At 47.2% G+C, this 14,627-nt stretch carries 13 protein-coding genes; 12 read left to right on the forward strand and 1 reads right to left on the reverse strand.

The genetic code is table 11. From position 1 onward, the window contains the following. The 12 genes from BLQ60_RS13990 to BLQ60_RS12605 form a co-directional block, all read left to right on the forward strand. On the forward strand, positions 1–72 hold a 72-nt coding region (locus BLQ60_RS13990), incomplete at its 5' end, for a hypothetical protein (protein WP_143005225.1). Positions 73–94: 22 nt separating this feature from the next. Then, on the forward strand, positions 95–1,450 hold the full coding sequence (gene pcaB / locus BLQ60_RS12555; protein WP_092621160.1) for a 3-carboxy-cis,cis-muconate cycloisomerase: 1,356 nt from the start codon (positions 95–97) through the stop codon (positions 1,448–1,450). Then, on the forward strand, positions 1,447–2,232 hold the full coding sequence (gene pcaD, locus BLQ60_RS12560) for a 3-oxoadipate enol-lactonase (protein WP_092621163.1): 786 nt from the start codon (positions 1,447–1,449) through the stop codon (positions 2,230–2,232). The genes pcaB and pcaD overlap by 4 nt, the downstream gene beginning before the upstream one ends. Before the next feature lie 64 nt (positions 2,233–2,296). Further along, positions 2,297–3,652, forward strand: a complete 1,356-nt coding sequence (pcaK, locus tag BLQ60_RS12565) for a 4-hydroxybenzoate transporter PcaK (RefSeq protein ID WP_092621166.1) — start codon at positions 2,297–2,299, stop codon at positions 3,650–3,652. Between the two features lie 77 nt (positions 3,653–3,729). Beyond that, entirely contained in the window at positions 3,730–4,224 is a 495-nt protein-coding gene (gene pcaC, locus BLQ60_RS12570) for a 4-carboxymuconolactone decarboxylase (protein WP_092621169.1), read from the forward strand. Positions 4,225–4,251: 27 nt separating this feature from the next. After that, on the forward strand, positions 4,252–4,977 hold the full coding sequence (gene pcaH / locus BLQ60_RS12575) for a protocatechuate 3,4-dioxygenase subunit beta (RefSeq protein ID WP_092621172.1): 726 nt from the start codon (positions 4,252–4,254) through the stop codon (positions 4,975–4,977). A gap of 15 nt (positions 4,978–4,992) precedes the next feature. Then, positions 4,993–5,622: a protocatechuate 3,4-dioxygenase subunit alpha gene (pcaG, locus tag BLQ60_RS12580; protein WP_092621175.1), complete on the forward strand. Its 630-nt coding sequence runs from the start codon at positions 4,993–4,995 to the stop codon at positions 5,620–5,622. A gap of 177 nt (positions 5,623–5,799) precedes the next feature. Further along, complete coding sequence (aroD, locus tag BLQ60_RS12585) at positions 5,800–6,594, forward strand: type I 3-dehydroquinate dehydratase (RefSeq protein ID WP_244516052.1); 795 nt, start codon at positions 5,800–5,802, stop codon at positions 6,592–6,594. Between the two features lie 112 nt (positions 6,595–6,706). After that, a complete protein-coding gene (locus BLQ60_RS12590; RefSeq protein ID WP_092621181.1) occupies positions 6,707–8,167 on the forward strand; it encodes a right-handed parallel beta-helix repeat-containing protein in 1,461 nt (486 codons plus the stop codon). Positions 8,168–8,221: 54 nt separating this feature from the next. Continuing rightward, the gene (locus tag BLQ60_RS12595; RefSeq protein WP_092621184.1) at positions 8,222–9,538 is read left to right on the forward strand and encodes a carbohydrate porin; all 1,317 of its coding nucleotides are present in this window, start codon (positions 8,222–8,224) and stop codon (positions 9,536–9,538) included. 144 nt (positions 9,539–9,682) lie between these two features. Continuing rightward, positions 9,683–12,109 carry a glucose/quinate/shikimate family membrane-bound PQQ-dependent dehydrogenase gene (locus tag BLQ60_RS12600; RefSeq protein WP_092621187.1) on the forward strand — a complete coding sequence of 809 codons (2,427 nt, stop codon included), beginning with the start codon at positions 9,683–9,685 and terminating at the stop codon, positions 12,107–12,109. Positions 12,110–12,291: 182 nt separating this feature from the next. After that, positions 12,292–13,554, forward strand: coding sequence for a dicarboxylate/amino acid:cation symporter (locus tag BLQ60_RS12605; protein ID WP_092621190.1), 1,263 nt, complete (start codon positions 12,292–12,294; stop codon positions 13,552–13,554). Positions 13,555–13,891: 337 nt separating this feature from the next. Here BLQ60_RS12605 and BLQ60_RS12610 read toward each other — a convergent pair whose 3' ends face one another. Next, on the reverse strand, positions 13,892–14,617 hold the full coding sequence (locus BLQ60_RS12610; protein ID WP_171259112.1) for an amino acid ABC transporter ATP-binding protein: 726 nt from the start codon (positions 14,615–14,617) through the stop codon (positions 13,892–13,894). Positions 14,618–14,627: the final 10 nt, after the last annotated feature.

Genomic DNA, 14,627 nt, shown 5'->3' on the forward strand with positions numbered 1-14,627 from the left:
GGAACCTATGCCTTATGTTCAATGTGTATTGGTGTCGGGCAAGGTATTGCCATGATTATTCAACGGGTTTAATACAGCGTTAAGGATTGCGGTCATGAGCCAGTTATATGCCAGCTTATTTTATCAAGAACAGGTGACTGAAATTTTCAGTGATCGTGCCTTGCTGTCTTATATGATCCAAGTCGAAGTGGCATTGGCACAAGCACAGGCGGAGGTTGGTGTAATTCCATCCACTGCGGCGAGTGCCATTGTCGAGGTATCTCAAACGGCTTTAGCGCAGATTGATGTTGATGCTTTGGCGGTGGCGACGGGCTTGGCGGGAAATATTGCCATTCCATTTGTCAAACAGTTGACCGCAATCGTCAAAGCGCAAGATGCCGAAGCTGCACGTTATGTGCATTGGGGCGCAACCAGTCAGGATATTTTGGATACAGCGTGTATTTTGCAATGTCGTGATGCGCTGGCGCAGGTCGAAACTTTATTGACGCAGTGCTATCAGACAGCATTAACCCAAGCACAAACCTATCGTTCACAAGTGATGATCGGTCGAACGTGGTTACAACAAGGCTTACCGATTACCTTTGGGCATAAGTTGGCACGCTACGCATCAGCATTTCAGCGTGATTTAGCACGAATTCAAGCGATGAAGTCACGGGTTTTCACTGCACAACTGGGCGGTGCGGTGGGTTCATTGGCATCGCTACAAGATCAAGGCAGTGCGGTGGTGCAGGCATTTGCACAGCAGTTAGCGCTGAGTACCCCTGTATGCACTTGGCATGGCGAGCGAGATCGTATCGTTGAAATCGCCAGTACATTAGCGATGATTACAGGTGGTCTGGGCAAAATGGCACGAGACTGGTCGCTGTTGATGCAAACCGAAATTGCTGAAGTATTCGAACCGACAGCACAAGGGCGTGGCGGATCATCGACCATGCCACACAAACGCAATCCCGTTGCGGCTGCATCTGTATTGGCTGCTGCCAATCGCGTGCCTGCACTGATGGCAAGTGTCTATCAAAGTATGGTGCAAGAGCATGAACGCAGTCTAGGTGGCTGGCATGCAGAATGGTTGGCGATTCCAGAGATTTTCCAGCTCTGTGCAGGTGCGTTAGCGCGCACTTTGGATGTGCTGCAAGGTATGCAAGTCAATGCGGACAATATGCACGCCAATTTGCAATGTACTCAAGGCTTAATCATGGCGGAAGCGGTGATGATGGCATTAGCGCCTCATCTTGGTCGTTTGCAAGCACACCACTTGGTGGAATCGGCGTGCAAAACTGCTGTTGAAAACGGGCGACATTTAAAAGATGTGATCGCAGCAATGGACGATGTACAGCAGTATTTTAGTGCTGAACAAATCAACGAAATTTTTCAACCCGAATCGTATCTTGGCAATATTCAAGAGCAGATTGATGCGGTATTGATGCAGGCAAAAGGAGAGGCAAAGTGAAGCACACCATCAGCAATCGTCAGGGCAAACATTTGGCTGTCCAAGTGAGTGGGCAAGACAATGCACCTGTGATTGTATTTTCAAACTCTCTGGGCACTGATCAAGGCATGTGGCAACCACAAGTTGCTGCCTTTGAAGCGCAGTTCAAAGTGGTGACCTACGATACCCGTGGACATGGTCAAAGTGATGTGATTGCAGACACGTCGGTGCAGAATCTTGCTGAAGATGTGATCGATATCTTAGATGGCTTAAACATTGAAAAGGCGCATTTTTGTGGAATTTCAATGGGCGGTATGACCGCACTTTGGCTGGGTATTCATCATGCTGATCGTTTTCACAGTATTACGGTTGCCAACTCGGCTGCCAAAATCTGGACTGAGGACGGCTGGAATGCACGTGCTGATGCGGTCACTGCCAATGGTTTGACGGAGATTGTCGCAACCACTCATAGCCGTTGGTTCAGTGAGCAGTTTGATTATCAGAATGATGCACTCGCACAGCGTACCATCCAAGCCTTAGCCAACACGCCAGCGCTCGGCTATGCCGAATCTTGTCGAGCACTGGCAACGGCGGATGTTCGAGATGAACTGAAAAACATCGCTATCCCAACGCTGATTATTGCGGGCACTTTTGATCCAGTAACCACAGTCGCTGATGGTGAATTGATGCAAGCACAGATTCCAGACAGTGTGCTGGCACTGATTGATGCATCGCACGTATCTAATATTGAGCAGCCTGAGCAGTTTAATCAGCTCTTTAGGCAGTTTGTCACCACACATTGATTGAATTGATCGCTGAATAATTTAAAGCGTTAAAAAAACGGAATTTAAGCCTAAGGAGGCAGATATGGCGTCTCAGGAATACGCTACCCCAAAAACCAGTATTGATGCACAAGCGGTGATTAATGAATCACCATTTAGTGGCTATCAATGGCTGATTGCCATCGTGTGTTTTCTCATTGTTTTTGTCGATGGGATTGATACGGCGGCGATGGGTTTTATTGCACCTGCCTTAGCACAAGACTGGGGCATTGATCGTTCACAGCTTGGGCCAGTGATGAGTGCCGCCTTAGGTGGCATGATCATCGGTGCGCTGGTCTCAGGACCTACGGCGGATCGTTTTGGGCGTAAAGTGGTGCTGAGTGTATCGATGCTAATTTTTGGTGGCTTCACCCTTGCATCTGCCTATGCCAATGACTTAACCACATTGACTACATTGCGCTTTTTGACGGGAATTGGTTTGGGCGCTGCCATGCCGAATGCGACCACACTATTTGCCGAATATTGTCCAAAGCGTTCTCGTTCATTGTTCGTCACTTGTATGTTCTGTGGTTATAACTTGGGCATGGCGATCGGCGGTTTTATTAGTAGTTGGTTGATCCCAACTTTTGGCTGGCATGCACTATTTTTGATGGGTGGCTGGTCACCGTTGATCTTGATGATTTTGGTGATTTTCTTCCTACCAGAATCGTATCGCTTCTTGATCGTTAAAGGTCAGGACAATGACAAGGTACAAAAAATCCTATCACGCATTGCACCAAATCGTGTGCAAGGTGCGACTGAATTTCATGTGCCTGAAGAAGAAATTGCAGGCGCTGAGAAAAAGAATGTGTTTGGCATGCTGTTTTCCAAGCAATACGCCAAAGGCACGCTGTTATTGTGGTTGACCTACTTCATGGGCTTGGTGGTGATCTATCTGTTGACCAGTTGGTTGCCAACCTTGATGCGTGAAACAGGGGCGACCATGGAACGTGCAGCGTTCATCGGTGGATTGTTCCAGTTCGGTGGGGTGCTGAGTGCACTATTTATCGGCTGGGCGATGGATCGATTCAACCCGAACCGCATTATTTCAGGCTTTTATTTGGTGGCGGGGATCTTCGCATTTACTGTAGGTCAAAGCCTTGGTAATCCAACATTACTGGCGATTTTGGTGTTGTGTGCAGGGATTGCGATTAATGGTGCGCAGTCTGCGATGCCAGCACTCAGTGCACGCTTTTATCCAACCCAGTGCCGTGCAACAGGTGTGGCGTGGATGTCGGGGATCGGACGCTTTGGAGCAGTATTCGGTGCGTGGATCGGTGCGGTATTGCTCGGTAATGACTGGTCATTTACTGCGATTTTGAGCTTATTGCTGATTCCTGCGACGGCGGCGGCGGTGGCGATTTTCGTCAAGTCGTTGGTGGCGCATACCGATGCCACTTAGAACGATGTTTTAGTCAACATGAATTTTTTAATCAACAGCAATATCTCAAGTCACATTAGGAAAACGAGGTCTACAGCATGAATGATGAACAGCGTTATCAACAAGGCATTGAAGTGCGTACCGAAGTTTTGGGTGCAGCCCATGTCAATCGCTCGATCGACAATCTCAACGACTTCAATGCAGATTTTCAAAATTTTATTAGTCGCTATGCTTGGGGCGAGGTGTGGTCTAGACCAGGTCTACCACGCCATACCCGCAGTCTAGTGACCATTGCCATATTGCTTGCGCTAGGACGTGAAGATGAGCTGAAAATGCATTTGCGGGCTTGCTTTAATAATGGCGTGACCAAAGATGAGCTCAAAGAGCTGATCTTGCATAGTTCGCTCTATGCAGGTTTACCTGCTGCCAATGCAGCGATGCATATGGCAGAGGCGGTGTTTGCCGATCTCGGGATTGCGCCTGAGAAGCTCAATCAAACATCAAGCCAAACTTCAAACTCAACTTCAACACCAAACCAAACATCAGAACACACATCAAATCCTGATGATAATACACCCCACAACATTCCATGATGGACACAGCGTAGAGGGAGACTCACGATGTCAGAATTAATTTTAGGTGCGTATGCACAACGCAATACCGACGATCATCCGCCAGCATATGCACCCGGCTATAAAACCAGTGTATTACGCTCGCCCAAGAATGCCTTGATCTCGATTGTGGAAACCTTAACTGAAGTGACTGCACCGCATTTTTCTGCGGATCAGTTTGGTCCTAAGGACAATGATTTAATCTTGAATTATGCCAAAGATGGTTTGCCGATTGGTGAGCGCATCATTGTGCATGGTTATGTGCGAGATCAGTTTGGTCGTCCTGTCAAAAATGCCTTAGTCGAAGTGTGGCAAGCCAATGCGTCTGGACGCTATCGCCATCCGAATGACCAATACATTGGTGCGATGGATCCTAACTTTGGCGGTTGTGGTCGCATGATGACCGATGCCAATGGCTATTATGTATTCCGTACCATCAAGCCCGGCCCTTATCCGTGGCGTAACCGTATCAATGAATGGCGTCCTGCACATATTCACTTTTCATTGATTGCTGATGGCTTGGCACAGCGCTTGATTTCGCAGTTGTATTTTGAAGGCGATACCTTGATCGACTCGTGTCCGATTATCCAAACCATTCCATCGGATGAACAGCGCCGTGCATTGATTGCGCTCGAAGATAAGAGCAACTTCATTGAAGCAGATAGTCGTTGCTATCGATTTGACATCACTTTGCGTGGTCGTCGTGCAACTTATTTTGAAAATCATTTGACCTAAGTTATGGAGAACGACATGAATCATTGGAACTTTCAACAATTACATGAAACCCCATCACAAACAGGTGGACCTTATGTACACATTGGTCTCTTGCCACACCAAGCTGAGATCGAATGTTTTGAACACAATTATGACAATCAACTGGTACAGGACAACACCCAAGGTGAACGTATTCGCCTAGAAGGGCAAGTGTTTGATGGTCTTGGTCTACCGCTACGTGATGTCTTGATTGAAATCTGGCAAGCCGATGCCAACGGGGTTTATCCAAGTGCAGCCGATACACAAGATAAAAAAGCCGATCCAAACTTCTTTGGCTGGGGGCGTACAGGCGCAGATTTCGAGACAGGTTTTTGGAGTTTTAATACCATTAAACCAGGTGCAGTACCAGGTCGCAAAGGTTCTACGCAAGCGCCACACATTGCCTTGGTGGTATTTGCTCGTGGGATCAATATTGGCTTGCATACCCGTGTATATTTTGATGATGAGCAAGATGCCAATGCACAAGATCCGTTGCTCAATGGCATCGAATGGGCACCGCGCCGTCAGACCATGATTGCAAAGCGCAAGGAAAAAGATGGCGAGGTGGTCTATCACTTTGACATTCGCATCCAAGGCGAAAATGAAACCGTGTTTCTCGATATTTAAGACGAAGCAACATACGAAATCACCCGAAACCTGCTGTGGCAGCCACGCTGACGCCACAGCACGAATGAGATGTCGACGAGACGTGGACGATATATTGTACAAGGATGAGTCATCATGAAAATCAACAGATTCGCAAAAAATCTTGCGTTCAGTGCGCTATTCCTTTCAGCAACAGCAATGAGTTTTGCCGCTGAGTCAACGCAGGGCACAGCACCACATTACACCGTTAAAAATGTGCATATCGGTCAGCTTCCAGTCAAAACCATTGTGCCAATTACTGCCAAAACTGCCGATCAAGCGATTGCACAAGCCAAAGTGATTGCAGCAAATGCAGATGTTGATTTGGCAGAGTTTCGTATTGATTTATTGGACTTTGCCGCAGATAGCAAAAAAGTCATCGCACTCGGTCAAGAGCTGAATGCAATTCTCAAAGATAAGCCACTCATTGCCACCATTCGTACCCATAACGAAGGCGGAAAACTCACAGTCACCGACAAAGAGTATGAAAAAATTTATCGTGAATATTTGAAAAAGCCGTTTATGCAATTGCTTGATATTGAAATGTTCCGTGATGCCAAAACAGTGGACAGCTTGACCAAATTGGCGCATCAGCACAACGTGTTGGTGATCATGTCGAATCATGATTTTGACAAAACGCCTGCGCAACAAGAGATCGAAAACCGTCTGCTCAAACAAGATCAGATGGGCGCGGATATTCTCAAAATTGCAGTGATGCCAAAGTCTAAACAAGATGTCTATATCTTGATGAATGCCACACTGAACGTGAGCGAAAAGTCGAAGAAACCATTGTTGACCATGTCGATGGGTCAGCTTGGCACGATTTCTCGGATTGCCACTGCCAATATGGGCGGTAGCATGAGTTTTGGCATGATTGGCGAAGCCTCTGCACCAGGGCAAATTGATGTGATGCAATTGAAACAGTTTTTAAAAACGGTTCAGCCAAGCCCATAAAGCCAATTCACCATATACAACAGCGCCATAAGCCCATATAGCCATAAGCCATCTGGCTCTCATAACAAGGCATAAAGCCATACAGCGTATTTGAAATTTAAAGGATTTGACCATGACAGGATTAAGTTTTCGTTTAAGCGCAGTTGCGCTCGGATTGAGTTTAACCGCGATCAGCCACGCCACCACCTATGTGGTCGATCGTTACCAAGATGACAATGCCAAAGGTTCACTCCGCTGGGCGATTGAGCAGTCCAATGCCAATGCAGCGCAAGAAAATGAAATTCACATTCAAGCGGTGGGCAAAGCGCCGTACGTGATCAAACTGGATCAAGCCTTACCCCCAATCAAATCAGCGGTGAAAATTATTGGTACACAGTGGGATAAGACGGGTGAATTTATCGCCATTGATGGTTCGAACTATATCAAAGGCGAGGGTGCTAAAGCCTGTCCAGGCGCGAATCCTGAACAATATGGCACCAATGTCCGTACCATGACTTTGCCAGGTCTGGTGTTGCAAGATGTCAATGGCGTGACCTTAAAAGGTCTGGACATTCATCGCTTTTGTATTGGCGTGTTGATTAATCGTTCCAGCAATAATCTGATTCAACATAACCGTATCAGTAATAACTACGGTGGTTCGGGTGTGATGCTGACAGGCGATGATGGCAAGGGCAATCCGACTTCGACCACCACCAATAACAACAAAGTCTTGAATAATCTCTTCGTTGATAATGGTGATGGCTTGGAGCTGACCCGTGGTGCGGCATTTAACTTGGTTGCCAACAATTTATTTACCTCAACCAAAGCCAATCCAGAGCCATCACAAGGCATCGAAATCCTGTGGGGCAATGACAATACCGTGTTGGGGAATACCTTTGAAAACTATTCGGATGGTCTACAAATCAACTGGGGCAAGCGCAACTACATCGCCTATAACGAACTGCGCAAAAACTCGATTGGCTTTAACCTGACAGGTGACGGCAATATTTTTGACAGCAATAAAGTGCATGACAATCGTCTCGGTATCGCTATTCGCTCGGAAAAAGACGCCAATGCCCGTACCACATTGACCAAAAACCAAATTTGGAATAATGGCAAAGACATTAAGCGCTGTGAGGCGGGCGGTTCTTGCGTACCGAATCAACGTCTTGGCGCCATCGTATTTGCCGTGCCTGCACTTGAGCATGCGGGCTTTGAGGGATCACGTGGTGGCGGTGTGATGGTCGAACCAGCCAAGCAACAAAAAACCTGTACCCAGCCGAACGAACAAGGCTGTAATGCCATGCCAAACCAAGCCATTCAAGCACCTCAAGTGCGTTATGTAGCTGGCAAAGTACAGGCAAGCATTCAGGCGCAAGCCAATCGACATTATCGTATCGAATTCTTTGGCAATACGCAGGCGAATGGTCGTGAAGCTGAACAATTTCTTGGTCAGCAAATCCTCACCACCGACGCATCAGGTAAAGGCGTGGCAACGTGGAACAGCTTACATGGCGAGAAAAGCGTCACTGCGACGGTGACCAATAACCTTGGCGCAACCTCTGAGTTAAGCGCACCAGCGACGATTCGATAAATGATGAAAAGGGGGCGTGTTTTCACAGCACACCCCGATGAAAAAGGATATGCGATGCAACAATTATTTAAACTGGGCTGTGTGTCTTTAGCACTGACGACCTGTCAACTTACCAGTGCCAACGAATTTTATTCGAGTGATCGTCAGTGGCTGTTTGGCGACTGGAATGGTCAGCGTCAACAATTGGAAGATCAAGGTTATAAATTTAACGTCTCGATCATGAGCCAAGCGGCGACCAATCTCTCTGGTGGCTATAACGATGACAGTGATTTTGAAAATGCGGCGCAGCTGACCTTAGGTGCCAACTTTGACTTGAGCAAAATCGCAGGCTGGCAAGATACTACAGCGGCACTTGCGATCACTAAACGTGATGGTAATGCCGTGACTTTAGAGCGAATCAAAGATCCACGTGCCAGCACCTTGGGCAATAGCCAAGAAATCTATGGTCGTGGAAAAATCTGGCGACTGACCCAAGCATGGATCAAAAAAGGGTTTGATGACAACGCATTACAACTCAAATTTGGACGCATGGGCATGTCTGAGGACTTTAATGGTTCTCAATGCGAATTTCAAAATCTGATTCTATGCGGTGGTCAACTCGGTAAATCGATTGGTTCGATTTGGTATAACTGGCCTGTCAGTGTGTGGGGTGCCAATGCCAAATATCAATTTGCACCAGATTGGACAATCGGCGTTGGGGTCTACGAAGTCAATCCTGATAATGTCAAAACCGACTCGGACAGTGATGGTTTTAACCTTGATATGGACAATGTTGAAGGTGCCACCATTCCTGTTGAGCTGGCATGGAAACCAAAATTGGCAACCTTTAATGGTCTGCCTGGCGAATATAAAGTCGGTGCACTGTATTCCACAGCCGATGCCAACAATGTCAAAACAGGTGAAGTGGAAGATGGCAAATACAGCTTCTGGATCAATGCACAGCAACAACTGACCCAACATGGCGCTGATCCGAAACGTGGTTTGTATGCCTCAGTCAATGCGGTGGTCAACGACCGAGATACCACGGCGGTTGAAAGTACCCAACAATTGGAGCTGTGGTACAAAGGACCTTTTGACAGCCGTCCGAATGATTCGATTGGCTTTGGCTTAGCCAACTATAGCGTCAATGACCGTGTCACCGATCGTCAAATCGCCACCAATCAAAGTCGTGGTTATGACAGCTACGATGCGCTCGCTAGCAACTATGTGCCAGTGCAGCATGATGAGCTGAATGTCGAGTTGAACTATAGCTATCAGTGGTCGCCAGCAGTGCTGTTGCGTCCGAATATTCAATATGTGCATCAGCCATCTGGAGTAAAAGAGGTCGATGATGCGTGGGTTGCAGGTCTGAGCGTCAAACTCAACTTCTAAGCGACATCAGTCAGCAAATGTGGTTAAAATATCAGCAAAGTCTCGGTCAATCCGCTAAGGCTTTGCTGTCTTATTCGATCATTCAAACAATATGTCTATCAATATATTTAGCAATATATCGAGAAATCGAAAGGAGTGAGCGGCATGACAAATTCGCACACACAATCGCATCCCATATTAAAAATATGGTGTGTTATCTTGGGCTTAGCACTGCTGATCACAGGGCTATTTTATCTGATTGGTGGTGGCAAACTCATCAGTCTTGGTGGGTCATGGTACTTTCTCATTGCAGGCTTACTCATCACGATTTCAGCAATTTTTATTTTTAAGAAAAAAGCCCTTGGCGTAGGGATTTTTGCCTTAGCCTTTGTCGGTACGGTGATCTGGGCATTGCTTGATGCGGGCTGGGATTTTTGGCCGTTACATTCACGCCTGATGTTCCCTGCGGGATTGATGGCAGCATTGCTATTTACTTTGCCTGCACTACGCAAATATCAGTTTAAAGCGCCAATGTCCGCAGTTGGATATGGGTTGGGTGGTTTAACCGCTTTGGGCATGATCGGTGGTTTATACGGCATGTTTATTCCGCATCCAACAGTCAAGGCCTCAGGTCAAGACTTACCGTTGGTGCCTGTCACCGCAGACACTCAACAGGTGAATTGGTCGCATTATGGGAATGATGCAGGGGGGAGTCGTTTTGCTGCGCTTGATCAAATCAACCGTGACAATGTGTCCAAACTCAAAGAAGTCTGGCGTTTTCAAACGGGTGACATGACGACGGGTACAGGGAACGGTGCTGAAGATCAAATGACACCATTGCAAGTCGGTGACAAAGTGTTTTTATGTACCCCACACAATAACATCATTGCGCTGGATGCAGATACAGGCAAACAACTCTGGAAAGCCGAAGTCAACTCCAAGGCAGATGCTTGGGAGCGTTGCCGTGGTGTAGCGTATTTTGATTCGACCCAACCTTTGGCACAGCCGACCTTGGCGGGCGCAAGTCCAGTCACGGCAGTCGCTAGCGATAGCAGTTGTCCTCGTCGTGTCTATACCAATACACCGGATGGACGTTTGATCGCCGTCAATGCCGATACAGGTGAACGCTGTCAAGACTTTGGTGTCAATGGTACAGTAAACTTGCTGGAGGGCTTAGGTGAAGGTACCAAAGCTCCACGTTTTGAGGTGACCTCAGCACCAACGGTTGCTGGCACCAGCTTGGTGATCGGTAGCCGTATTGCCGATAACGTGGCAGCCGATATGCCAGGGGGCGTGATTCGTGCCTATGATGTGATCACAGGACAACTGCGCTGGGTGTTTGATCCACGTAATCCTGATCCAAACTATATGCTCAAAGCGGGCGAACAATATAAACGTAGCTCAGCCAACTCATGGGCAGCCATGTCTTATGATCCAGCGATGAATACCGTATTTTTACCGATGGGCAGCTCATCAGTGGATGTCTGGGGTGGCAATCGTCAACCTGTCGATCACAAATACAATACCTCTGTGTTAGCGCTTGATGCCAGCACAGGTCGTGAAAAATGGGTCTATCAAACGGTTCATAATGATTTGTGGGATTTTGACTTGCCAATGCAACCGAGCTTGGTCGACTTCCCAATGAACGATGGTCAAACCAAACCCGCAGTGGTGATCGGTACCAAGTCTGGTCAATTCTTTGTTTTAGACCGTGTAACAGGTCAACCGCTGACCAAAGTGGTTGAACAACCTGTCAAAGCGGCGGACATTCCAAATGAGCAGTACAGCAAGACCCAACCACGTTCGGTAGAAATGCCACAGATTGGTAATGAAACGTTGACCGAATCCGACATGTGGGGGGCAACGCCATTTGATCAGTTGATGTGTCGTATCAACTTTAAATCAATGCGTTATGAAGGTTTGTTTACCGCACCGGGTACGGATGTGTCGCTCAGTTACCCAGGATCTTTGGGTGGCATGAACTGGGGCAGTATCGCCTTTGATCCAACCCATCGCTATATGTTCGTCAATGATATGCGTCTGGGTTTATGGATTCAGCTCATGGAGCAAACCCCTGAAGATCTTGCAGTTCAGGCAAGTGGTGGCGAAAAAGTCAATACAGGCATGGGCGCAGTCCCGATGCAAGGCACACCTTATAAAGTGAATAAAAACCGCTTTATGTCAGCCTTAGGTATTCCATGTCAAAAACCACCGTTTGGCACCATGACGGCGATCGATATGAAAACCCGTCAAATTGCATGGCAAGTCCCACTAGGAACAGTGCAAGATACTGGACCGATGGGCATTAAAATGGGTATCAAAACCCCAATTGGTATGCCAACCATCGGTGGACCAATGGCAACTCAAGGTGGCTTAGTCTTCTTCGCTGCAACCCAAGACTATTATCTACGTGCATTTAATTCATCTAACGGTGAAGAACTTTGGAAAGCACGTCTACCTGTCGGTAGTCAGGGTACGCCAATGTCTTATGTTTCACCGAAAACAGGCAAGCAATATGTGGTCATTAGCGCAGGTGGTGCACGACAATCCCCTGATCACGGCGACTATGTGATTGCTTATGCTTTAGAGTAATCTCGCTGAACTTGGATGGTGATCATCCAAACCAGCTAAAAAGCCAAGATCGTCAGCGGTCTTGGTTTTTTTATGCCAACAAGCGATTGCAATTACTGGTAATGACAACAAATGCAGATATTTGCAATAGTTTCTATTAGAATCAAAAACACAGTGAATGATCAAAAGGACACCGTGCAACCATGTGGAAATCCTTAAATACACAAATATTTTTGGCGGCGATACTCGGGCTAGGCTTTGGCTGGCTATTGTCCTTGGGTGACGTTGGCGACAGTGCATCATGGGCGGGTGTCAGTGTTTATGTGCTCGGTTTGATCAGTGGCGTATTCATTGGTTTACTGAAAATGCTGTTGATTCCACTGATTTTTTGCTCCATCGTGGTCGGTGTGGCAAATCTTCAAGCCATTGGGCGTTTTGGTCGAGTCTGGAAAATTACTCTGCTGTGCTTTGTGACCACAACCACCTGTGCGTTGATTTTAGGCTTGGCGTGTGCGCATCTTTTCGATACGGGGAAAGGGCTGGACATTACCTTATTCCAAGATGCCATGGCGGATCATCAAGCGCCTGATACGTTGAGTCCATCGGCATTTTTTAGCAATTTTATTCAAAATACCTTGATCAATCCCTTTAAAGCCTTTACCGAGGGTAATGTGCTGTCCGTGGTGATTTTTGCGTTATTGATCGGTGCGGTGATCGTGGCGGGTCGTGGGCAGTTCGATGTGGTGCATGGCTTTTTTCAGCAAGGCTTTGAGATGATGATGAAACTGGTGCAATGGGTGATGTATATTGCACCAATCGGTATTTTTGCCTTGCTTGCCAAGTTGGTGGCGACCTCTGATTTTGCAGTGCTAGGCAGTTTGGCGAAGTTTGCTACGGTGGTCACAGGCACTACCATCTTTCATGGTTTGGTGGTGCTGCCACTGTTGTTATGGTTATTTGGGCGGATTTCGCCGTGGCGATTTTTTAAGGTTGCGCGTCCTGCATTAATTACTGCATTTGCCACCAGTTCGAGTTCGGCAACGATGCCCCTGTCGATGCGCTGTGCACAAGAGCTCGGGGTGAGCCCGCAAGTTTCAGGCTTTGTGATTCCACTGGGTGCTCAGCTCAACATGGATGGAACGGCGTTGTATGAAGCGGCGGCGGCGCTATTTATTGCCAATTTGATGGGGCTGGAGCTGAGTTTAACCCAGCAGATTATCGTCTGTTTAACCGCAATGCTGGCATCGCTCGGTGCGCCAGGGATTCCAAGTGCGGGTATGGTGACCATGATCATGGTGTTGCAATCGGTGGGGCTTCCTGCCGAGGCGATTGCGATTCTGTTACCGATCGATCGTTTGCTTGATACTGTGCGTACAGCGGTCAATGTGCAGGGTGATATGATGATCAGTGCGGTAGTACAGCATCATGTTGAAGATACGGATTTGCTTGAACAGAGGGCGACCTAACAGTTATTAATTGATCTGAGTTTGATGAAATGTGTGTTGAATAATAATGAAAAAAGAATTTTATAAAAGTTAGCAAGGTGTGTGATCGTATACAAGAATTAACCACTGCGTCTTACGCTACAGCCAAAGCAATGCTTTGGCTTTGCTCAGGTTCGACCTACTTTTCTTTCGGGAAAAGTAGGCAAAACCATTTATCAGTCGCAAACTCGGTCGGATACCAAAATTTTTCGAATACCTTGAGAAACTTCATTTGAATAAAGTTGTGCTGACCTCGAACAATGCGACTACCGTTCCCACGACCCAGAAGATTTTTTACTCATCTTGTGTCGAACGGAGGTTAATGCAGAATCTTATCTAAGAATTGCTGTGCACGCTCACTACGTTGCCCTGTGAAGAAGTCATCTTTAGAGCAATCTTCAATGATCTTGCCTTGATCCATAAAGATAATACGGCTCGCCACCTGTCTGGCAAAGCCCATCTCATGGGTCACGCACATCATGGTCATGCCTTCTTTGGCAAGTTGCACCATCACATCCAGCACCTCATTGATCATCTCAGGATCAAGTGCAGAGGTTGGTTCATCGAACAACATCGCAATGGGATCCATACTCAGCGCACGGGCAATCGCCACACGTTGCTGTTGACCACCAGAGAGCTGTGATGGAAATTTATGTGCATGTGCACTCAGACCAACACGATCTAGATATGCCAAGCCTTTTTTCTTGGCATCTTCAGGCTTACGTCCGAGCACTTTGACTTGGGCGATGGTCAGATTTTCAGTAATGCTCAAGTGTGGGAACAGTTCAAAATGCTGAAACACCATACCGACCCGACTACGCAATTTGGTCAAATCGGTTTTGGCATTGGCGATCGACATTCCATCGACCACGATGTCGCCTTTTTGAAAGGGTTCGAGACCATTTACGGTTTTGATCAGTGTTGATTTTCCTGAGCCAGAAGGACCACAGACCACCACCACTTCACCTTGTTTGATCTCGGTGGTGCAGTCGGTCAAGACTTGGAATTGACCGTACCATTTGTTGACATTTTTAATGTCGATCATGACTTCATTC

Source organism: Acinetobacter marinus, assembly GCF_900096915.1.
Classification (GTDB): domain Bacteria; phylum Pseudomonadota; class Gammaproteobacteria; order Pseudomonadales; family Moraxellaceae; genus Acinetobacter; species Acinetobacter marinus.

Coding starts and splice junctions, on each gene's coding strand:
- BLQ60_RS12595 (WP_092621184.1), top strand. CDS start 8,222: ATGCAACAATTATTTAAACTGGGCTGTGTGTCTTTAGCACTGACGACC.
- aroD (WP_244516052.1), top strand. CDS start 5,800: ATGAGTTTTGCCGCTGAGTCAACGCAGGGCACAGCACCACATTACACC.
- pcaK (WP_092621166.1), top strand. CDS start 2,297: ATGGCGTCTCAGGAATACGCTACCCCAAAAACCAGTATTGATGCACAA.
- BLQ60_RS12590 (WP_092621181.1), top strand. CDS start 6,707: ATGACAGGATTAAGTTTTCGTTTAAGCGCAGTTGCGCTCGGATTGAGT.
- pcaG (WP_092621175.1), top strand. CDS start 4,993: ATGAATCATTGGAACTTTCAACAATTACATGAAACCCCATCACAAACA.
- BLQ60_RS12605 (WP_092621190.1), top strand. CDS start 12,292: ATGTGGAAATCCTTAAATACACAAATATTTTTGGCGGCGATACTCGGG.
- pcaH (WP_092621172.1), top strand. CDS start 4,252: ATGTCAGAATTAATTTTAGGTGCGTATGCACAACGCAATACCGACGAT.
- BLQ60_RS12600 (WP_092621187.1), top strand. CDS start 9,683: ATGACAAATTCGCACACACAATCGCATCCCATATTAAAAATATGGTGT.
- pcaB (WP_092621160.1), top strand. CDS start 95: ATGAGCCAGTTATATGCCAGCTTATTTTATCAAGAACAGGTGACTGAA.
- pcaC (WP_092621169.1), top strand. CDS start 3,730: ATGAATGATGAACAGCGTTATCAACAAGGCATTGAAGTGCGTACCGAA.
- BLQ60_RS12610 (WP_171259112.1), bottom strand. CDS start 14,617: ATGATCGACATTAAAAATGTCAACAAATGGTACGGTCAATTCCAAGTC.